We start from the raw sequence: 21,299 nt of genomic DNA on the forward strand, positions 1-21,299 counted from the left end.
TTATGAATCCAGTTCACCCATTAAAAAGGGCGACTTATGAATCCAGTTCCCCCCTTTTTAAGGGGGGCTAGGGGGGATCTACACGCCCAGAGAAAATCAGTTGAATATTTTTTTTTCCCTATTTTTTTGTGTCTTTGTGGTTCGTCAAATTGACCAATAACCCAACTATTCACCACCAGACATCATTTTCTGTAAAGAACTCAACCCTTTTTTCACCCGACGAGAAACCGTCACCGAACTAATACCCAAACGTTCCGCCGTTTCCTTCTGGGTTAAATCATACAGAAACACAAACTCCAAAACCTTACGGGTTCCGTCCTCTAATTTAGCTAAAGCCTGCTGGACACGAATTTGATCCTCTTGCGCCAACTGAAAACTCCGATAACGACCGTCAGGAACCATTTCCCCCAAACAGGTCGCCCCATCTTCCCCATCTTGAATCGGAGCATCCAAACTCAGCACAGAACGGTTGTAGTTAGCCAGCTTCACCTCATTCCACTCATTCACAGAAATTCCTAACACCTCCGCCACTTCTCCATCCGTGGGCGGGCGCTTGAGTTCTAACTGAAGTTGTTGAATCACCTTCACCGATTGCCGTTGTAGGGTCAACCATTGACGAGGTACCCGCACTGACGGGCTTTTATCTCTTAAATAGTGCTGAATCTCTCCCCGAATATAGGGAATCGCAAAGGAACTAAAGGCATGACCTTTGGACAGGTCAAATCGCTCGATTGCACGAATCAAGCCAATACAGCCGACTTGAAGTAAATCTTCATAACTTTCCGTACACTGGTTCACCCAATGGTGTACCTCCTTACGCACCAATCCAATATTTAACTGAACAATCCGGTTGCGGATATCCTTAGAAGCAGACTGTTGATATTGGTGCAACAGTTCTAAACTTTCTCCTCTAGGGTAATTGACAACTTGAGTAGGCATGACAAGATCCTGCGTTGGTAGGGCTGGCTAATTAGTTCCGTATTAATCTTGACCACACTCGGCTTTAATGGGATGGGAGGTTAGAGGGCTTGCCCCAACACAGGGGGGACTCTGAACCTATATTCAATAGTCAATGTGAGGTCGCGCTGAAGCACTAAACGAGGACTTTTAAGCCATCGGCTAGAAGCCTAGCTTTAGTAAATTTATATACACCATTAGGGCTAATAACATACTATTGTAGCCCAACTTGCGGGGTTAACGCAAGATATTTATAGAAGTTTGATTAATATTTTTTGAAATTGGGAATTATATATGTTCACTTAGTAAAAATACCCTCTGTTAATTCAGGAAGGCTGAGGGTTGAACCCTTACCCATCATCAGTCAGTGATTAAGTCCACAAACCGGAGACAGGTAACTGTTGATCCCCCATTCTTCCTGGATCAAATCATGGGTTAATCTATCGATAGGTGAGCTTAGGAAGCGGCTTCAATCCGACCATAGAAGACACCCCGAACCTTCACGTCCAAGGATTCCTTCGCACCCAAATCATCATCAGAAGGCTGTTCACTTTCAAAAATTCCAGCCACTTCTCCGGTTTCGCCGTCGATTTTAGAAACCTGTAAAGAAATCCGACCCGCTTTGACTTTGGTATCGGCTAACTTAACATTAGCATTACTTAAATCGACTCCATCGGCGGTTGCCGGTAAAGCAACGGCGTTGTCATAGCCAGCATTCACCCCACGGGCTTTAGGATCTAAGAAGTTGGCGCCTCGATAGGAAGGAACATTAAAATCTCCCCGTAAATCGGTAGAAGTGTTAATACTGGATAATCCGGGCTGGGAACTGGCCACTAACCCTTTAACCGTGAATAAGAAAGGAACTTCTTCGCCACCTGGTAATAAAACCGTAATCGCTTGGAAATCAATCCCATCTTTTTCTTCAAAGGTGAGTTTACCATCGGAACCGACCAACAGGTTGCCGGTAATTTGATCTAAGCTATAGGTGAATCGGGTTAATAGACGACCCGGAACAAATTCGGCTTCTTTGCGTTTGTTGGTGGGTTCTTCTTTAACAAAATAGCTGGTGGGTTGCAGACACAAACCACTGATACTGTAGGACTTTCCACTATCAATTGGAATAGAACCCCGGGCAGTTTCTGGCAAAGTTGGACAGTTTACAGCTAATCCTGTATTTCTAATGTCATCATAGGTCAGTAGCTTCGGATCTTTAGCCTCTGGGCCATCAGAACAAGCTGTAAGTACAGTTAAACAGATTGCTAATAGTGCAGCAACCAAAGCGCGATATCTCATTGTCAACCTCAAATATGCAAAATTGATATTTGACACTCTGCCCTGTAAAGAGAGGCAGATTCTTTAAGACTTGCTTAAAAGGGATAGTCAAATATCCCCCTAGACACTCAAAACAACTATCAAAAAGACGCTGTAATTGCGCTTACTTATACCATTTTTTGGCTTTCCGAGTCCATCACCATGCCAATTCGGTACGCTCCGCGTTTTTCCGTTGCTTGCTTGCCCTCCGGCTACAACTTTGTAGGGGCGAGGCAAGTCAGGGGTTACTCCTTAAAAAACACTTCTTCGCGTAGATGGTTATTCCTACTTGCTGCCGATATTTTATCATTTCTCATGGCAGTTAAAACTGCGGTGAGTCGTTTTTCCTCCCCAAAGCTCAATCCTCCGTGCTTCCCAACTCCGGGTTTATTGCTCGTGACTGTTTTTGTGACGAAGTACAAATTTTTCAAGGATCAGTTAAACTACTTAAGTTAATGTTACCGATCGCTCTCTCTCAGACGGTTGTCGGCAATGATAGATTTCAATTATGGACAATCCCACGGAATTTGATTCACAAGCTCGGTCAAATCAGCTTGAATTTTTAGCAGAAAAGGTTTTAACCTTAGCCAAAACCGCCGAAGGAAACCCTCTGGAAATTTTAGCGGTATTGAGAATTTTAGAACAGTTACACCAAGACATCCGAGAAAGTTTCTTTCAGCAATCTTTACCCGATAATCGTCAAAAACTCTATCATTTATTACGAGAGATTGAATCTAAAGGAGGTTGGCCCTATATTCCTCGGAGTTCTCTCAACTCTGTAATGGAAAATTTACAAAAGGAGTTTCCAGAATTGATGCAGGAGTAGGGATACCGATGGTGCGGGAGAGAAAAATCAAGATAGATTAATGGGTTTTTAATTCTGAGAAAAAAGCCGAAAGTGTTTGAAATAATTGACTCACTTTTACCAAATCTTTATCACCAGCAGAACGTTCAACGCCACTAGAAAGATCAATGCCATCGGGTTTTAACTGTTGCAATGCGTCCCCAATATTATCGGGGGTTAATCCTCCGGCTAAAAACCAGGAACAGGGGGGGTAAAATTGTTTCAAAATTTGCCAGTCTAACCTTTGACCCGTCCCTCCCAACTGTTGTGGATGATAAGCATCTAATAATAGGGCATCAATATGATTAAAATAGTCTTGGGCTTGAATTAAGGTGGCTGGGGATTTAATCCGTAGGGCTTTAATCAGTTCTGTATCAGGAAGAATCTGACGCAGGCGATCGCAAAAATCGGGAGATTCATCCCCATGCAGTTGTACACCAGTTAATCCCGTTTCCCTGACCGTTTGATAAATTTCTTCCACACTCACATTAGCAAATACACCAATGGTTTGAATCGAGTTCGGTAAATTCTCTAAAATCCGGCAAATTTGCTGCGATGTGACATAACGAGGGGAGCACCGAACACAAATAAATCCTAACATTGTCGCCCCCAGTTGGGCGATCGCACGCCCTTGATCCGGTCGAGTAATTCCACAAATTTTAATTCGCATTGATGGTCTTGAAGTTAAGTTTAAGGTCTGATTCACAGCAGACAATTCAGATCAAAATTTTACAAGAATTATATCAATCGGGTGCATTCTGTCTATTCCCTGTTCCCTGTTCCCTATTCCCTATTCCCTGCTATATTAACTTTTTCAACAAATTAGGAGTTTTTGGCATCAGATTTTTATAATCAATTGTTGAAATTAAGAAAATCGTAAAATTACTCAGGAGAATAGAAACTTGATTTACACTTCATTACTGATGTCGATACAAAGCAACGTTCCCATCACCGTGAGTTGGTCTCCGAGTGTAGCCATTGTTATGATTATCTCTAACCTAGTGGCTATTTTCATCGGTTTCTATGCCATTTCTAAAGAAAATCGTGGCAAAGGGCCTAGTTTACCCGGTTTACCCCGGATGTTTACGGGATTTGGAATTCCCGAATTATTGGCCACCGCCAGCTTTGGACATATTTTAGGGGCTGGGGTGATTTTAGCTTTAGGCAACGCAGGAGTTCTTTAACCCACCCCTCGTAGAGACGCGCCATGGCACGTCTCTACACTGGCTCCATGGCGCGATTAATGAATGGGTAAAGAAGGCCCTGGAGGTGAATTAACGGAACCTGCAATCGTGATTTTGTTGCTTTCTCGTTGGGTTTGCATTTCCACCGCGATCGCTTCAAATAAAACTTCCAAACTACTGTAGGGAATCTCTAAATCAACCGTGGTTTCAATTTGATCAAACCCATTAGGAGAAAATTCCGTTAACCAACGGGGGCCATCAACAACGGTGCGGGTTTGACGGTCAAATAGCCAAACTTTGATATAAATTCGCGGTAAACCATCGGGAAGTCTTACCCTCAGTTTAACTAACCTTCCGGCAATAATTTCCGTTGATAAAACCTCAACTTGAGGGTCTGGAACGGGTTGATCTTCTGGCAAAACATAGGAAATTGGTTGATTGACCGCCGGGGTTTCTGGTTTAACTCCTTTGATATTTTTACGGCGGGGAAAAAATGCCCCAGGGGATTCTAAAGGTTCATCATCAACTACAATTTCTTCTAATTCCTCCTGAGCATTGATTGATTCTGGGTATGGCAAAGGTGCTGTGTCCGATGCAGTTGGATCAGAACGTTTAACAATATTAGTCGCAGCATTAAACGGAATCTCCGGTAAGGGATTAATATTAGCCCGTTTCACCCATTGTGACCATTCTTGATCACCCGCCAAAGCATTCAACCGCGACCAAAACCGATTATTTAAGTCTAAGGCTTGAAAAGCTTCTTGAACTTCTGGATCAGATTTCGGTTTAGCTATCGGGTCAATTTTTTCAATCCCATCTGTCGCCGGGATTAATTCCGATGATTCCCCTGCTAATAGGGGTGAAATTGCAGTTGATATATCTGTATAATTCGATTCCCAAGAGGGAAGAACCGTCGATGAATCCCGATCCTCAGACGATACAACACTTTGATCCGGTTTTGGTGCAGGTTCAACTTCCCCAGTTATGGAACTAGGGCTGAATATTGGCAAATCTAGGGATGTAGCAGAGCGAGATTCCCAGCTAGAATTATTTAGTTTGGGAGGAAGCACTGTAGTCGTTTCGGGGGTTAGGACTTCAGCCCGATTAGTGGTATCGGTCAGGTCGGGTAATTCCAGAACTCCCATATCTAAATTAGAAAGGTCGGGGAAGTCGTCTTGATCCAATTCTGGACTAAAACCCTGATCTATAGCTTCTAAAAGATGTTCAACCTGGGTAACAATATTAAAGGATTGAGTCGTTACCGCCACCCCATCATGGGAAAAAATCACTTCCCCTAAAATTAAACGGGTTTTACATTCAAAGGGAATATAAACTACACCGGAAAAAGCCAGAGGGAAGTCAGAGGAAGGAAGGGTTTGGTTAACCTCAAATAACGGTTCTGAGCTTTGGGGGTCGCGTAGGCGAAATTGCAATTGTCCGTCAGTCAGAATTGGGTAAGTAGAAGATGGGGTAGGCGTTGGCAATTCTACCCGTCCCGACACGATTAAGGCTTCTCCTAAGCGGCCAACAAAGGAATCTTGCTCTAGGAAGATGTGCAGAGCATTTAGTAACTTGTCTACAGTATCAAGAGGTTGGGGGGATGGTTGGGGAGTATCAGGAACAGCAGGCGTTAGCTGGGTTGGTTCAGGAACAATATGGAGGCCAGAGGTAGGGAATTGTACAACGTTAGAATACTGTTCTGTAGGCGAATCAACAGCCTGGGGTGCTGCGGAGTTAATATTAGCCGTCGGGGGTTCCGTATCCCCAAAAAATTGCTCAAATTCTTCTGCTTCCGAGGGGAGAACCCGCAATTGTATGGTTTTTTTACCAACGGTTGCTAATAACCCGGACGTTAGTTGAGGCGCACAAGAAAACTGCCAATTCCCAGGTTTAAGGGAAGTATAAGGCATGACCACCATTAAACCTTCGGCATTGGTGGTTAGTGTTCGGGTTTGAACCTGTTGGACAGGTGGAACCGCATCAAAATCTTGATAAATAATCCGAACATCAATTGAGGTGTTTGTATATCCAGACCGGGCTACCATCCGGTAGCGTCCTTCTAAAATTTCAACATCCGGGGATTCCAAGGTTAACCAACTATTGTCCCCTTCTTTTTGCAGTAGAAACTCCCAACTTGCCATTTCCCGCCTCTATATTAGGTGGTTTTTCGTCTCTCTAATATAATAGCGGAATTGAATTGCACCGAAACAATAGGAGGCAGGAGGCAGGAGGCAGGAAGAATTAAGAATCAAGAATCAAGAATTAAGAATTAATCTTTTTTCTTTTTTCCGGTGTTCTTTCTACCTTCTGTCCCCTGCCTCCTGTCTTCTACAGCAATCCGGCGTTAGTTCCGGGCTTGCCCGTTGCCAGTTCCACTTTGACAATTTTACCGCCCATTTTCATGATCCGTTGTTGTTCTTTAAACCAACTGTCATAGGGAACTAACTTAGTAAAGTAGGTATTTTGTAATTCCCGTTGGGTACGAATCCGGCTTTGGCTTGGAACACAAGCCGTTACTTTAAACATCCGCATGAGGTTCGTCTCTCCTAGGCAAATTTAACAAGTTTTACATCAATTTTAAAATGCTCAAAGGCCGGGAGTCGGGAGTCAATCCTAGCTCGCTAAAACTTATCAGGAAAAACAGACAAGCCTTTGGCGGTCTAGCATTCACTCCAGACTTCCCTGGCCTTGAAGGTCGTTTAGATTTGGGACGGGGAATCAAACTGAGTGATCACCCTCAAAAACCTAACCTCGGTTTTAGCTTAAGCCAGAGGAGATATAGTCCAAGTAAATACCCATTTCTTTGCCAGCATCAGCACCCACTAAACTAGCGGTCACTTCTTTGATGGCTTGGATGGCTTGCACGGTAGAACCGATGGGTACACCCAGGGAGTTATAGGTTTCTTTCAAACCGTTGAGAACGCGCTCATCGAGAATGGAAGGATCGCCAGCTAACATTGCATAGGTAGCATAACGCAGGTAGTAGTCTAAGTCGCGGATGCAAGCAGCATAGCGACGGGTGGTGTACATATTTCCACCAGGACGAGTCACGTCAGAATACAGCAGAGATTTGGCTACTGCTTCTTTGACGATGCTGGCTGCGTTAGCACTAATGGTGGAAGCAGCACGAACCCGCAGTTCGCCAGTGGCGAAGTAAGCTTTTAACTTTTGCAGGGAGTTGGCATCCAGGTACTTACCCTGAACGTCAGCAGAATTAATTACGGAAGTAATGGCGTCTTGCATGATTGTTCTATTTCCTTGTAGTCGCTGAATCTAGGAATCGTTTAAAAAATGTGATAAAGCGATCGGACTTATGAGAGCGCACCGATCACATAGTCGAAGTAAGCTGCGGCTTCGGCTGCATCTTCACCAGATAACAGACCTGTAGCAACACTCTTCAGCGCACGAATTCCTTCGGCAACGGCTTCAACGGGAGTACCCAAAGATTTGTACATTTCCCGAGCGCCAACAATCCCAATTTCTTCGATGGGGGTAATATCACCCGCAACGACTCCATAGGTAACCAGACGCAGGTAGTAGTCAAGGTCGCGTAAGCAAGTAGCGGTCATTTCCGGGCCATAGGCGTTACCAGCAGGGGAGACCACATCAGGGCGTTTCTGGAACAGTTGGTTTCCAGCTTCTTTGATGATCCGTTCACGGGCACCGCTCACAGTTTCGGCGATGCGCAAACGACGCTCACCAGAGGTAACAAAGGCTTTGATCCGGTCTAACTCACCAGGGCTGAGGTAACGCGCTTCGGCGTCGGCATTAACAATGGATTTTGTGACGATACTCATTTTCTACAAAAGCGTTTAGCTAACGTTTTCCTGATTGACGCTCTCCCGAAACCCATTAACTGAGTTGGAGAGCCTCATCGTTACCGATGAGCGTTCGGTGCTGGTTTAGATACAGTCTGGGTCAGGTTATGACATAGAGTGCATCTGCTTTTTGATCCGCAATCAAATCTATCGGTTTGAGATTTCTACTGCTTCACTTCCTGCTGGTTTGTACCCTCAAAAATTTTTGAGATTTTCAGGGGACAATTCACAAGTTTGATATCTTCCACTGGCTTTTGGGCAATGGATTCCCAAACTGCTCCCCTTGGGGCTACAGTCGATGGGGTAACTGGCTTTGGACATTAATCCGCCCAACACCGTCACTACCTATCGCTTGTATTTTCAGGCATGGAGTACACATTCTGAGCCAGATTGTAATAGTTTTTAACATTACCAACGAAATCGCGGGTTGACGGTTGAGGTGTTGACAGTTGTGATATTAGGATTTTAGAGCCGATGTCGGGTTCGTTTTCCCTTTCCTTCACTGGGCTGAAACAGACCCAAAAATGTAACAATAGATTCTGTTTAGAATCTCAATGGCTTTCGACCTAGTATGCGTTTAACTCGATGGAATTCTCCCCAGTTCAATGTCCCGCCACAGTGCTTTCAGGGTTTTAGGGGTTTCAAAATCCTGCTGACTACCTTGGTGATTATTTGTGTATTATTTTTGACCATCACTCCTTCCGCACTAGCGGGTCTGGATGATGACCATTTTGATGGTAATATTTTTGCGCTGTATGCTGGGAATGGTTCCTTGGTTCCCCCGAGAGTTACCTTAACAGAATCCATGAACCAGGGTAGACCCTCATTATTAGTATTCTTTTTAGATGATAGTAAAGATTGTAAAAAATTTGTCACTACGGTATCTGAACTTCAGCGTTTTTACGGACGAGAGGCGGACTTTATTCCGGTGAATGTGGATACCCTCTTACCCGATGCCCAAAATTCCCGCCAGGAACCGGGCTATTATTACAAAGGCTATGTTCCCCAAACCGTATTAATTAACCAATCGGGGAAAGTCGTTTTAGATAAAAAGGGACAGGTCGCCTTTGAAACCGTTGATGATGCGTTTCGCCAAGTCTTTGATTTATTGCCTCGGAATGAATCCGTAGAATTACGACGTCGTTCTTTCAACGAATTTAACACCGAGTTAGTCCCATCCCAGAAGTAAATCTCTGCGGAATATAGATTCGACGGCGCGATCACTTCATAAAATGTAACATTTTTGTTATGATCAAGTCAGTCGGTCTATTTCCCTAGCAAAATCCCCCCATGAATACCCCATCAACTCCAGACCTAGAACCCCAGGACAAACCCAAGGAACCCCAACCCAGCTATGTTAAATTAGCGATGCGGAATATGGTTCGTAAAGGCGGAAAATCCCTATTTCACTTCACTTTAACCACTATGGGTCTAGTCGGATTTCTAGTAGGAATGGCTTATCTAACTCGCTAAATTCTTTAAATTCTTATTAGATTGTTTATTAATGACTGTACAGGTTGAAGTTAGTATACAGGACTATTATTGGGAACAGTTAGAAAACTTAAAAAATAACACAATTCCTAATAATTCAATAGAGTCTTCTCCTCGGCAAATCGAATGTCCCTTGACGCTCGAAGAATGGGAAAATTGGTTCCAAAGTTGGTTAAATTATTTAGAGTCCTATCTTCCATTGGCATCCAGTTACGAGTTAAGCTTACGTCTTACGGATAATACGGAGATAGAAATGTTAAATACTCAGTATCGTTCCCAAAATCAACCAACGGATGTGTTAGCCTTTGCTACATTAGAAGTCAATTGTCCCCAACCTCCAGAAGAATTTTCTTCTGAATCTCTGTATCTTGGTGATATTGTAATTTCGGTGGAAACTGCTTACCATCAAGCCCAACAACAAGGACATTCCCTAAAAATTGAGCTAGGATGGTTAGCGACTCACGGTTTACTACATCTCTTAGGTTGGGATCATCCCGATGATCAAAGTTTAACCGAAATGTTAGACCAACAACGGGTGCTCTTAAAAACAGTTGAGTTAGGGGTTTAACAGGTAGCCTGGGTTTGGGTTAATCGAAAACGGCAATCAGACATCATAAATTCCAGAAATCATAGAAAATATAAGACAAAATAAAATCTATAATTCCTGAATTTATTGATAATTAAGGCTGTAAATTCTAGTAACTCAATCAACAAATCATCAAGAAAACTGTGATAAATTTCTCCCTATAGCAGACCTAAAATTGCTGGTCGTGATCACGTATTCAGCGAAGGATTTAGAAATGAATGTAGAAAAGCCCTCCCTTTCAACATTTCCTACACCGTCAATTCCCCTTCCTCAAACAACAACCTTATCTAAGTCTAATCTTTCCGAGACTATGGGGAACAAATATGACCGAGAACTATCATGGAAAATCGCTTCTAATTTATTAGTTAGCTTTAAATATGCTTGGACAGGAATTAGTTATGCCTTTAGAACTCAAAGAAACTTTCGGATTCATACTATCATTGGAACCCTCGCAATTTGCCTGGGTCTTTTTTTGCAGTTAACCCGGGTGGAAATTGCCATTATTGGTCTGACCATTGGTGCGGTGATGACTATGGAATTATTGAACACCGCCATAGAATCAGTAGTTGACTTAACCGTCGGTCAGTCCTACCATGATTTAGCCCGAATTGCGAAAGATTGTGCGGCGGCGGCGGTTTTAATCTCCGCTTTAGTGGCATTATTGGTAGCTGGAATCTTACTTTTACCGCCTCTGTTCACCTGGATTCAAATTATAGTTTCAGGAGTTTAACCCTTGATTATTGTTATTGATAATTACGATAGTTTTACATACAATATTGTTCAGTATTTAGGCGAACTAGGGCAGGAATTACCGATTGCTGCTGAGGTTCAGGTATTTAGAAATGATCGGATTTCCCTAGAAGAAATTCGTCAAATGAAACCCGATGCAGTGGTGATTTCTCCAGGGCCAGGTCGTCCCGAAGATGCTGGAATTTCCCTCGAATTAATTCGGGAATTAGGGCCAACTTTGCCTATTTTGGGCGTATGTTTAGGTCATCAAAGTATTGGTCAAGTGTTTGGGGGGAATATTATTTCTGCACCGGAACTAATGCACGGAAAAACATCTCCTATCCATCATACGGGCGTTGGTGTGTTTAAAAATTTAGAGAATCCCTTAACCGCAACTCGCTATCATAGCTTAGTGATTGAACGAGAAACTTGTCCCGATAGTTTGGAAATTACCGCCTGGGTGGAAGATGGGACAATTATGGGGGTTCGTCATCGGGACTATCCCCACATCCAGGGGGTACAATTTCACCCGGAAAGCGTTTTGACCCAGAATGGAAAACAACTTCTAAGAAACTTCCTAGAACGAATATAATTGTCATTTAATCCATTGATACGTCAACCTCAATATTATGAAACGGCGAAAATTAATTCAATTAACAACTACAACACTATTGACCACCTTAGCAACTGGGTTAACGTCTCAATGGCAAAATTCTTCCGCACAATCTACTTCTGAAAATACCTTAACTGTCCAATGGTTAGGACATACTTCCTTTTTATTTACCGGGGGAGGATTAAGAATTTTAGTTAATCCTTTTCGCCAAATTGGTTGTACCGCAGGTTATCGGAGTCCCCAACAATTTTCAGCCGATTTAATCTTAATTAGTAGCCGTCTTTTAGATGAGGGTGTGACCGAAGGATTTACGGGAAATCCGGCTTTATTATATGAACCTGGGGTTTATCAATTTAATGGTAATCAAATTCAAGGAATTCGCACCCTTAAAGATAGATTTAATGGCCGACAATTTGGGGTAAATGTAGCTTGGTTGTGGAAACAAGCGGGAATTAAAATTTTACATTTAGGTGGATTGGCTGGGCCATTAGGAATGGAAGAACGCATTTTAATCGGTCGTCCTGATTTAATGTTGATTCCGGTGGGAGGCGGGGCGAAATCCTATACTCCAGAAGAAGCCAAAAAAACCATTGAATTTCTCAATCCTAAAATTGTCATCCCCACCCATTATCGCACCTTGGCGGCGGATGTAGCGGCCTGTGATATCGAACCCGTTGATAATTTTTTGTCTGTGATGGCGGGAACATCAATACAAATTAAACAAACCGATACGCTGACATTAACCGCAGATAATTTACCGAAACAAGGGCCGATAATTAACGTCTTAAATTATAACTTTGATGTTACCCCTAAAAGTTAACTAAAAGTCTCCATCTCTATTTGTGTTTGATAACCATGATCACCATTCAAAATTACTCGAAAAAATTCATAGCTAGGTTTGTAGGTGTTGTTGGGTTGACGCTATTCGGGATTTTACCCGTTCAAGCTCAACTTTATAATTATACCTTAACAAACTCAACCCAAATTACTCAAGTTCCGGCTACAATTTCCCTCGATATTATTGATACAATAGTGAGCGCGGGTGAATTTACCATTCTAACCCAAGCGTTACAAGCGGCGGACTTAGTAGATACCATTAAAGGTGAGGGGCCATTTACCCTATTTGCACCCACGGATAAAGCCTTTTCTGCACTGCCCCCGGGAGTTTTATCGGACTTACTGAAACCCGAAAATAAAGCCCAATTGGTCAAAATTCTTACCTCTCATGTTGTGGCGGGAAAGGTGTTATCCACTGACCTAAAATCTGGAGAAGTCCAAACCCTAGAAGGGAATAAGATTAAGATTGAGTTAGGGACATCCGTAAAAGTTAATAACGCCACGGTAATTAAAGCTGATGTTTTTGCTAGAAATGGTGTAATTCATGTGATTGATGCGGTGATTTTACCTGAATAATTTTAATAATTTGGAGAGGATAAAACCATGAAAACTTTAATAGAAAATCAAACCCAAGGCAAAAGTTTAGGAATGGTCAGTCTTTTAGGTTTATTAACATTAGGAACTATTTCCCAGGGAGTCGCAGCAGAAGTTCAAATGTCTGCTAATTCCGAACTAATTTGTCGTCAACCTAACCAAGATTTGGCTCAACTACCGATTTCTCCGAAAGTAATTCAAGGTGTAGTCGGAGATTTAGCCACGGTTATTTTATCCGATGAACGCTTTAAAATCCTAGGGATGATTTTACAATCGATTGGATTATTGGATGCTTTAAAAAAAGGGGAATTTACTATTTTCGCACCTACGGATGAAGCCCTTGCTAAGTTACCCCAACAAATTTTAGATGCGATTCTAAAATCGCAAAACCTCAACCGATTTACCGAACTATTAGAATATCATGTCATCCCAGGTAAAGTCACAACAACGGAGTTGAAATCAGGTAAAATTAAAACTTTAGAGGGAGATTCTGTTACGATTAAGACCAAGAAAAATCAAATTAAAGTCGGAAATGCCACGATAATTGATTCTGATATTCCGGCGAGTAATGGAGTCATTCATGTTATTGATCAAATCTTAATTTTACCGAAATAAGCTAAAATAGTGATCAGTCGTAGGGGCGGGTTCGCCTTAACCTTAGATATGTACAATAAATCTACCTAAACCCGCCCCGACTTAACTTAACTTAACTTAACCTTAGATATGTACAATAAATCGACCTAAACCCGCCCCGACTTAACCTTAGATATGTACAATAAATCGACCTAAACCCTCCCCTATTACATATCCTCAAAATTAATGATCAATTGAATTAGGACTTACACAACATACAGTAGGGGCTGGTTTAGAAAGAATATCTGTGAGTATCAGAAATTTGCACGGAACCCGCCCCTACAACTGATAAACTGATGACAGATTGAGGCGAAGTGGGGCGGGTTTTTCAAGATTATCTGTGAGAAACGGAAATCAATACAGAACCCGCCCCTACAAATCCTTCTATCTACTAAATAACCAAATTTATATTTATGAAATTAAGCCTTTGCATGATTGTTAAGAATGAACAAGAAACTTTAGCAAAATGTTTAAACAGTGTTAAAGGAATTGTTGATGAAATTATTATTGTTGATACCGGGTCAACGGATAAAACCCCAAAAATTGCCCAACAATTTGGAGCAAAAGTTCATTCCTTTAATTGGTGTGATGACTTTGCTAAAGCCAGAAATGCTGCGCTTAGTTATGCCACCGGACAGTGGATCTTAGTATTAGACGCAGATGAAGTTTTAGCCCCTGGAATTGGGGCGCAACTCCATCAAATTATGGAAAATCGTAATTTAATTGTGGTGAACTTAATTAGACAGGAAATCGGCGCCAGTCAGTCTCCTTATTCCTTAGTTTCTCGACTGTTTAGAAATCATCCCCAAATCTGTTTTTCCCGTCCCTATCATGCCATGGTAGATGATAGTGTTACTGAATTAATCCGCCAAAAACCGCAATGGCAAATCGGAACATTACCCCAAGTTGCTATTTTACATGAGGGATACCAAGCCGAAGCGATCGCCAAACGGAATAAATGGCAACTGGCAAAAACATCCATGGAGCGTTACTTAGCAGAACATCCAACGGATGCCTATGCTGCGAGTAAATTGGGAGCTTTATATGTTGAAATAGGAGACTTAGAGCGGGGCATAGAACTATTAAAATTAGGATTATCTCAAGAGAGTAATGGAGAAGATGGGGTTTTATATGAACTCCATTATCATTTGGGCATAGCCTATAGCAAACAAGGACAATTTACCCTAGCCAAACAGCATTATCAAACCGCCGTTGATATTAACATCTTACCACAATTAAAGCTGGGAGCCTATAATAATTTAGGCAATATTTTCAAACAAGAAGGAGAACTAGAATCGGCAAAAATAGCCTATCAAACCGCTATAGAAATTGATCCTGGTCTAGCGATCGCCTATTATAATTTAGGCATGACCTTGAGGGCAATGGGAGCCTATCGAGAAGCGATCGCCGCCTATCAAAAAGCATTAGAATTCAATCCCAACTCAGCCGAAACCTTCCAAAATTTAGGAGTCCTCCTACTACAAATTGGGCAACTCAGCGATAGTTCGACAATGTTTAAAGCCGCCATAGAATTACACGAGCAAAATAACTCCCCAGAAGCCCAACGTTTGCGTCAGGAACTTGGGGAAATGGGTTTTCGAGTTTGAGAGATCCTAGAGAAATTCCAAAACATTTTTCCAAATTTTTCCAGAATCCGCTATCATGCAGCAAAAGTTAGGTCATTTTTCTAGGAGTTCAGTAATATGGGTAATGCAGAACGGATTCCCGTCGGTATTGTGGGAGCCTCGGGCTATGGGGGCGTGCAGTTGGTACGTTTGTTACAGGATCATCCCCTGGTCAGAATTGCCTATTTAGGCGGGGATAGTAGCGCCGGAAAACCCTTTTGTAGTCTCTATCCCCATTTGAATGAATGTGTGGATTTAGTGATCGAACCTATTGATATTGATAAAATAGCCTCTAAATGTCAAATTGTTTTTCTATCCTTACCTAATAATTTAGCCTATACCATGGCGCCCCAATTAATAGAAAAAGGATGTAAAGTATTAGATTTATCGGCGGATTATCGATTTTCTAATTTAGACATTTATAAAAAATGGTATGGGGGAGAACGCACGGATCAAGCAATTGCCGCCACGGCCGTTTATGGCTTACCAGAATTGTATCGCGATCGCCTAGCTACGGCTCAATTAGTTGGTTGTGCGGGGTGTTATGTAACAGCAAGTTTATTAGCGATTTCTCCTCTATTAAAACAGGGATTAGTTGATCCCCATACCACAATTATTGATGCGAAATCAGGCACTTCTGGCGGGGGAAGACAGGCTAAAGTTAATATGTTATTAGCCGAAGCGGATAGTTCAATTGGGGCCTATAGTGTGGGTGGTCATCATCGCCATACCCCAGAAATTGAACAGGTTTGTAGTGACTTAGCCGGACATGATATTCTAGTCCAATTTACCCCCCATTTAATGCCTATGGTCAGGGGAATTTTAGCGACGGTTTATGCAACTTTACGAGATCCGGGGTTAGTAAGAGAAGATTTAATTACCATTTATAAAGCGTTTTATCGCAATTCTCCTTTGGTTAAAATCTTACCTGGTGGTACCTATCCCCAAACAAAATGGGCCTGTGGAACTAACCTTTGTTATTTAGGAATTGAAGTGGATCAACGCACCGGACGAGTGATCGTGATGTCTGCTATTGATAACTTAATTAAAGGTCAGGCCGGACAAGGGGTGCAGTGTATGAATATTATGATGGGTTGGGAAGAAACCTTGGGTTTACCCCAATTGTGTTTCTATCCTTAAGTCATACGTTGTTGGGCTTTAGCACAAAGATTGGAGGGCTTTAGCACAAAGATTGGAGGGCTTTAGCCCAACAACGGGATTATTTTTTCGGTTTCAACTGTGTTTTCTACAATACTATATAACAATTGCACCTGAACCCCGTTTTTTCATATCTGTTGTAATATTTTTATGATTTGGCTATAATCTTAAGAATGACTGTTTCAATGAAGCGCGAGGTCTTATGGTTAAAGCAATTCAGCAAGACAGAATTACTGCCGCAGAACAGCAAATTGAGGATAGAAGGCAAGAAATTGACTATGATACGAAAGACTGGACAATAGAGTTCATCGTCAATAAATACTTAGAGAAAGATGAGCAGGATGAAAGCGACATTTATGTGCCTGAGTATCAAAGAGAGTTTGTATGGGATATTAATCGTCAATCCAGATTAATTGAATCTATTATTCTCGGTTTACCTATCCCTCTACTCTTCATGGCTGAAATTAAAGAATCTGGAAGGCTAGAAATTGTTGATGGCTCTCAACGAGTTAGAACTCTTGCCGCTTTTATCACAGACAAGTTGCGATTAACTAACTTGAGAACATTAGATTCCTTGAACGGTTTTTACTTTAAAGATTTTGCACCATCACGCCAGAGAAAGTTTAATAATACTTCTCTTAGAACGATTGTTCTTTCAGACAAAGCCAATGAAGAAGTAAGAAATGATATGTTTGACCGAATCAATACCAGTAGCCTTGACCTCACTCCTATGGAGATGAGGAAAGGAGTATACAGAGGCGATTTTATTGATTTTGTCTTTGAATGTGCAAAAAATAAAACACTGATCAAGCTCTGTCCGATTTATAGATATTTTCAGAAGAGGAATGAAGAAGCTGAACTTGTGCTAAGATTTTTTGCATTTTCAGAAACCTATCCAGATTTTTGTCTTTCTAATGTAAAAAGTTATCTCGATCTTGAGCGAATAGGAGTAGCTAGATTTCTTGACGAATATGTGATTTGGAAAAATAACAGCTTTACAAATGAAGAAAAAAGCAAAAAACTGAATGATTTTGAGCAAATGTTGTTTTTTGTAGAAAAAACCTTCCCCAGTGGGTTCAAAAAATATCATAATTCCGATGCAACTTCGCGCCCTTACTTTGAGGCTATTTCAGTTGGTTCTCACCTCGCTCTTCAGGAAAAATCTGATTTAGTCATTAACAGATTATGGCAAACTGGGGAGAAAAATACTCAGACAGATTCTTTCCGCATTCCTATTGGTCGCTACCAAACCCATAAGCCTGAGAATATGAGGCAAAGAATTGACTATGTTAAGGATAGCCTGCTTAAGGACAGTCTATGAGAGATTTCATAAGGGAATTTCACAAGCGAGTAGCCGAGATTAATAAATATTTTGAGTTAGTAGATAGGATTGAAGAACTAGGGCCTTTGTCTACGAACTCAATCATTTTTCCATCAGGTGAGTACACAGTTGATAGGGATCTTCAGAAAATCCTGAAATCCCATTGCTATTTACTTTTATACAACTTAATTGAATCTTCGATTAGGAATGGGATAATTGCAATCCATGATGCGATTTTAATGGATCAGCTAACTTACCGAGATTTAAGTGAAAAAATTCAGAAGTTATGGTTATTAAATGATCAAAGCAAAAGCTTCATAGATTCTAATATTAAAAAGGAAACTATAGCGAATAATCTTCAAGATACAATTAGATCAGTTATAAAGGATGAAATAGTTACATTAGATCCAACTAATATTCCCATATCCGGCAACCTAGACGCTAAGACCATCAAGAAACTTATAGATATGTATGGTTTTCACGGTAATTTAGGAGTTCCTGATAAAGACATAGATGACATCCTTAACTTTGTAGTGAGGATACGATGCAATTTAGCTCATGGAAACGTTTCATTTTGTGACGCATCAAATCAAATTGGTTGGAAAAAGCCTGATGACAGTGCTGATGATCACAAAAGTGTATTCAGATACTTGATTGATGATAAAGAAAAAGTAGTTAAGTATCTGACTCATCTGCTGCAAAACATTGATGATTATATTGATAATAAAAAGTATAAATTATAGTAGAAGACTAGACATACTGGAAAACAGTTAATTTTCCCGTGTGTTACTACTGCTTTGCAAGTGTCAAATTAGGACTTTTGGAAAGCGTTTTACCGCAATTCTCCCCTAGTTAAAATCTTACCTGGCGGCACTTATCCACATAAATCGTTGTTGGGCTTTAGCACAAAGATTGGAGGGCTTTAGCCCAACAACAATTTATTTCTTAGGTTTAAACTGTTTTTCCACTAAACTAACAATCGTATCTCTGGGGAAAAATCGAGGTAAATTCACAATAAATTGATTAGTGAATCCTCCAGTTACTAAGGTTGAAAAGTCTTTTTCTAAAGCGTTCAATGTATCCTTAACAACTTCTTCCGCCGTCGTATAATTCTGTCCGCCGGAAAAAGTTTGAGGAAATTCTGCCGCGACAAAAAAGTTAGATTCCGTAGGGCCAGGACAGACCACTAAAAGTCTCACCCCGGAGTCTTTATTTTCTGCCCATAAAGCCTCAGTAAAATTCAAAACAAAGGCTTTTGTTCCCGCATAAACAGAACAATAGGGTAAGGGTTGATAACCGGCAATTGAAGCGATATTAACGATTGCACCCGCACCCCGTTTTTTCATATCAGTTAAGAATAAATGAGTCAGTTCAACTAATGCCGTAATATTTAACTGAATCATTTGCACTTGTTTAGTTAAGGGGCGATCGGCAAAGGTTCCATAATCTCCAAATCCGGCATTATTAATTAATAAATCAATGGTTAATCCTTGTTGAGAAACTGCATCAAAAACCAATTGTGTTGCCTCTGGTTGTGTCAAATCTTGAGGAATGACATGGGCTTTAATATTATATTGCGATCGCAATTTTTCTGCCAGTTGTTCTAATTTATCTTGAGAACGGGCCACTAAAACCACATCTATTTTCCGAGATGCCAATTCCTTGGCAAACGCCGCCCCAATACCAACAGAAGCTCCTGTAATTAACGCAGTTTTCATTGATTTTCCATCCTAGAATAACTTTCTAGTTAATAATTGTATTTGGTTTCAAGGCTGGTTGACACCCACTAAAAATGATTTATCTGACTTGGGAGCAGGTTGGGCGGTGGCAAACTATTGACATTGCAGATAAAATCGATGACTATGTTCTTCAGTTAGGTAGAAGGGTAAATATCGAAGTTTATGGCTTTGAACCAAATTATGTTCATCAATTCCCCCATTTGAGTATTCCTGATTTAGCAAAATAAGGTTGATTTTCCGATGGGGAAACAGTATTCATAGCGGGAATTTTGGATTCATCGGGGGGAGGAAGGGGTGCTGTTAAAGGTTGGGTAATATCACGTCCAACTAATCGTTTTGATAAACGAGAAATCCGAGGATTTTGTCGCATCTGAGTTTCATTCATGCCATAAATGTGCAGATCAACATATTCTTGACTAACCGGATTATATAAATGTTCTTTCATAATTCCTTCTAATTGAAATCCTGCGGTAATTAAAGCTGCATGGACAGGATGGTTATAACCATAACAATAGGCATAATAGCGATGTAAATGATAGGCATTAAAAATTAAGTCTGTCATTAATAAACCCGCTTCAATCCCATAGGAAATAGAACGATATTTTTCCTCAAAAATCCCAATTAACAGTTCAGCCCTTTGATGGAGAGCACTATAGTCGGCGGCGGCAATAATTCCAATTATGCCATGATGTTTATGAATCATTAAGCATTCTAAATAACCACTTTTGGCAGGTGTTAAATAGGATCTGCTGATTAATTTTTCTCTAACTTGTTCTACGGTTTCTGCTGTATCATTTAGACGAAATAAACGCATAAACTCATAACAGGAATACATTTTTTCAAACAGAAAAGCAGCATCATCGGGAGTTGTACGTTTGAGGGTTAGAGAGCGTCCTTGATGAAGAATGAGAGGATTAAAAGTCATAGAGTTATAGCAGAAAACAGGGAATAGTGTGACTGAAAATTATAATAAACCAGGGTAAAAAGTTTGATAAAACCAAGTAAAATTCTGTTTAATTGTGGTTTCAAAACGCTTTGGAATAGGATAATTAACTAATGGCTGATGGGAATTGTAGGGTTCTTCGACATATTTACCGAAAGACTGAGAATAATTAGATAATTCAAAATTAATTAGGGTTAAATTCGGTGTAATGGGTTGGAGGTTTAACCAGTTGAATAATTCTGTTAAGACTTCTTGAGGATTGGTCATTAAATGTTCGTAAACGACATAAAATAACCGTTCTTGTAAACTAATTTCTAAGTCTTGGATTTGTTCTAAAGCCTTGATACCTGAACCTACAATCCCTGGAGGAATGAATAATTTTTGAGCGCGTTCTGCTCTGGAAAGAGAGGCTAATTTTTCAGGAAAATCTAATAGTAATGTTTTTTGATGTTGGGTTTCTATAGCTCCATAAATTTGACCTAATTCTCTCACAAAAACTACCATTTTAAAATCAGGATCAATTAAATGAACTAACTCTAAATGCTCCAACCATTGAGGATGAAAATTAGCAATCCAAGGTTGAGAAATCGGTTTATCCCAACCATTGATAAACCCTCTCATTCCTAAGAGAGATCGCTCCATTGTCCCCTGAAAGTCTTGATTTAGTCCGTTAATTAATTCGGGATTAGTGGTCAAAAAGTTGCGAAAGTTCAGCAGTAAGTCACAAATCGGCGATCGCAAATAATTACTCTCAATTTCAGGATGTTGGGCTAACAGTTGACTGAAAAAAAACATCCCAGAGCAAGGGAGTCCGGTTAAATAAAGGTAACGATGATGGAGCATAAAAATTGTTGAAGTTTTCAGGAATCTTTGAAGAAACCCGGCTTCTTGAAGAAACCGGGTTTCAGGATTTATG

General features: G+C 40.9%; 24 protein-coding genes. 14 read left to right on the top strand and 10 right to left on the bottom strand.

Features of this window, described 5'->3' with window-relative positions; translation table 11 throughout:
• Positions 1–165: 165 nt before the first annotated feature.
• Together PL11201_RS09385 and PL11201_RS09390 are read right to left on the bottom strand one after the other, a co-directional pair.
• Positions 166–939 carry an RNA polymerase sigma factor SigF gene (locus tag PL11201_RS09385; protein ID WP_079678323.1) on the bottom strand — a complete coding sequence of 258 codons (774 nt, stop codon included), beginning with the start codon at positions 937–939 and terminating at the stop codon, positions 166–168.
• A 474-nt stretch (positions 940–1,413) separates the two neighbouring features.
• The gene (locus PL11201_RS09390) at positions 1,414–2,250 is read right to left on the bottom strand and encodes a photosystem II manganese-stabilizing polypeptide (RefSeq protein ID WP_079678324.1); all 837 of its coding nucleotides are present in this window, start codon (positions 2,248–2,250) and stop codon (positions 1,414–1,416) included.
• Between the two features lie 526 nt (positions 2,251–2,776).
• Between PL11201_RS09390 and PL11201_RS09395 the strand changes: the two genes are divergently transcribed.
• Positions 2,777–3,094 carry a hypothetical protein gene (locus PL11201_RS09395; protein ID WP_079678325.1) on the top strand — a complete coding sequence of 106 codons (318 nt, stop codon included), beginning with the start codon at positions 2,777–2,779 and terminating at the stop codon, positions 3,092–3,094.
• A gap of 37 nt (positions 3,095–3,131) precedes the next feature.
• Here PL11201_RS09395 and PL11201_RS09400 read toward each other — a convergent pair whose 3' ends face one another.
• A complete protein-coding gene (locus tag PL11201_RS09400) occupies positions 3,132–3,782 on the bottom strand; it encodes a phosphoribosylanthranilate isomerase (RefSeq protein ID WP_079678326.1) in 651 nt (216 codons plus the stop codon).
• A 253-nt stretch (positions 3,783–4,035) separates the two neighbouring features.
• On the opposite strand from PL11201_RS09400, the gene psaK reads away from it, so the two are divergent.
• On the top strand, positions 4,036–4,296 hold the full coding sequence (gene psaK, locus PL11201_RS09405; RefSeq protein WP_369821834.1) for a photosystem I reaction center subunit PsaK: 261 nt from the start codon (positions 4,036–4,038) through the stop codon (positions 4,294–4,296).
• A gap of 56 nt (positions 4,297–4,352) precedes the next feature.
• Here psaK and PL11201_RS09410 read toward each other — a convergent pair whose 3' ends face one another.
• From PL11201_RS09410 to PL11201_RS09425, 4 genes are all read right to left on the bottom strand, one after another.
• Positions 4,353–6,437, bottom strand: a complete 2,085-nt coding sequence (locus PL11201_RS09410) for a hypothetical protein (protein WP_079678328.1) — start codon at positions 6,435–6,437, stop codon at positions 4,353–4,355.
• 187 nt (positions 6,438–6,624) lie between these two features.
• Entirely contained in the window at positions 6,625–6,828 is a 204-nt protein-coding gene (locus PL11201_RS09415; RefSeq protein WP_026787259.1) for a phycobilisome linker polypeptide, read from the bottom strand.
• 225 nt (positions 6,829–7,053) lie between these two features.
• On the bottom strand, positions 7,054–7,539 hold the full coding sequence (apcB, locus tag PL11201_RS09420) for an allophycocyanin subunit beta (protein WP_026787260.1): 486 nt from the start codon (positions 7,537–7,539) through the stop codon (positions 7,054–7,056).
• A gap of 68 nt (positions 7,540–7,607) precedes the next feature.
• Positions 7,608–8,093, bottom strand: a complete 486-nt coding sequence (locus PL11201_RS09425) for a globin family protein (RefSeq protein ID WP_079678329.1) — start codon at positions 8,091–8,093, stop codon at positions 7,608–7,610.
• A 706-nt stretch (positions 8,094–8,799) separates the two neighbouring features.
• Between PL11201_RS09425 and PL11201_RS09430 the strand changes: the two genes are divergently transcribed.
• From PL11201_RS09430 to PL11201_RS09485, 12 genes are all read left to right on the top strand, one after another.
• Complete coding sequence (locus PL11201_RS09430; RefSeq protein ID WP_369821835.1) at positions 8,800–9,303, top strand: thylakoid membrane photosystem I accumulation factor; 504 nt, start codon at positions 8,800–8,802, stop codon at positions 9,301–9,303.
• Positions 9,304–9,404: 101 nt separating this feature from the next.
• Positions 9,405–9,587, top strand: coding sequence for a DUF3285 domain-containing protein (locus tag PL11201_RS09435; RefSeq protein ID WP_079678330.1), 183 nt, complete (start codon positions 9,405–9,407; stop codon positions 9,585–9,587).
• Between the two features lie 31 nt (positions 9,588–9,618).
• A complete protein-coding gene (gene ybeY / locus PL11201_RS09440) occupies positions 9,619–10,173 on the top strand; it encodes an rRNA maturation RNase YbeY (protein ID WP_079678331.1) in 555 nt (184 codons plus the stop codon).
• Positions 10,174–10,405: 232 nt separating this feature from the next.
• The gene (locus tag PL11201_RS09445; protein ID WP_079678332.1) at positions 10,406–10,921 is read left to right on the top strand and encodes a diacylglycerol kinase; all 516 of its coding nucleotides are present in this window, start codon (positions 10,406–10,408) and stop codon (positions 10,919–10,921) included.
• 3 nt (positions 10,922–10,924) lie between these two features.
• Positions 10,925–11,512, top strand: coding sequence for an anthranilate synthase component II (locus PL11201_RS09450; RefSeq protein ID WP_079678333.1), 588 nt, complete (start codon positions 10,925–10,927; stop codon positions 11,510–11,512).
• Positions 11,513–11,549: 37 nt separating this feature from the next.
• The gene (locus tag PL11201_RS09455) at positions 11,550–12,353 is read left to right on the top strand and encodes an MBL fold metallo-hydrolase (protein ID WP_079678334.1); all 804 of its coding nucleotides are present in this window, start codon (positions 11,550–11,552) and stop codon (positions 12,351–12,353) included.
• A gap of 35 nt (positions 12,354–12,388) precedes the next feature.
• Positions 12,389–12,946: a fasciclin domain-containing protein gene (locus tag PL11201_RS09460; RefSeq protein ID WP_079678335.1), complete on the top strand. Its 558-nt coding sequence runs from the start codon at positions 12,389–12,391 to the stop codon at positions 12,944–12,946.
• Positions 12,947–12,973: 27 nt separating this feature from the next.
• Positions 12,974–13,579 (top strand): fasciclin domain-containing protein, encoded by a 606-nt coding sequence (locus PL11201_RS09465; RefSeq protein ID WP_079678336.1) that lies wholly within the window; start codon positions 12,974–12,976, stop codon positions 13,577–13,579.
• A gap of 431 nt (positions 13,580–14,010) precedes the next feature.
• Positions 14,011–15,204 carry a tetratricopeptide repeat protein gene (locus PL11201_RS09470; protein WP_079678337.1) on the top strand — a complete coding sequence of 398 codons (1,194 nt, stop codon included), beginning with the start codon at positions 14,011–14,013 and terminating at the stop codon, positions 15,202–15,204.
• 96 nt (positions 15,205–15,300) lie between these two features.
• Positions 15,301–16,362, top strand: coding sequence for an N-acetyl-gamma-glutamyl-phosphate reductase (gene argC / locus PL11201_RS09475; RefSeq protein WP_079678338.1), 1,062 nt, complete (start codon positions 15,301–15,303; stop codon positions 16,360–16,362).
• Between the two features lie 220 nt (positions 16,363–16,582).
• The gene (locus tag PL11201_RS09480) at positions 16,583–17,701 is read left to right on the top strand and encodes a DUF262 domain-containing protein (protein WP_079678339.1); all 1,119 of its coding nucleotides are present in this window, start codon (positions 16,583–16,585) and stop codon (positions 17,699–17,701) included.
• Positions 17,698–18,444 (top strand): MAE_28990/MAE_18760 family HEPN-like nuclease, encoded by a 747-nt coding sequence (locus tag PL11201_RS09485; RefSeq protein ID WP_079678340.1) that lies wholly within the window; start codon positions 17,698–17,700, stop codon positions 18,442–18,444. Before PL11201_RS09480 ends, PL11201_RS09485 begins: the two co-directional genes overlap by 4 nt.
• 195 nt (positions 18,445–18,639) lie before the next feature.
• On the opposite strand, the gene PL11201_RS09490 is transcribed toward PL11201_RS09485, so the two are convergent.
• The 3 genes from PL11201_RS09490 to PL11201_RS09500 all read right to left on the bottom strand — a co-directional run bounded on the left by PL11201_RS09490 (position 18,640) and on the right by PL11201_RS09500 (position 21,226).
• A complete protein-coding gene (locus PL11201_RS09490) occupies positions 18,640–19,419 on the bottom strand; it encodes an SDR family NAD(P)-dependent oxidoreductase (RefSeq protein ID WP_079678341.1) in 780 nt (259 codons plus the stop codon).
• 208 nt (positions 19,420–19,627) lie between these two features.
• The gene (locus PL11201_RS09495) at positions 19,628–20,365 is read right to left on the bottom strand and encodes a GNAT family N-acetyltransferase (protein WP_079678342.1); all 738 of its coding nucleotides are present in this window, start codon (positions 20,363–20,365) and stop codon (positions 19,628–19,630) included.
• 39 nt (positions 20,366–20,404) lie between these two features.
• Positions 20,405–21,226: a sulfotransferase gene (locus tag PL11201_RS09500; protein WP_079678343.1), complete on the bottom strand. Its 822-nt coding sequence runs from the start codon at positions 21,224–21,226 to the stop codon at positions 20,405–20,407.
• Between the last annotated feature and the right edge of the window lie 73 nt (positions 21,227–21,299).

The organism is Planktothrix sp. PCC 11201, from assembly GCF_900009135.1.
Taxonomy (GTDB): Bacteria; Cyanobacteriota; Cyanobacteriia; order Cyanobacteriales; family Microcoleaceae; genus Planktothrix.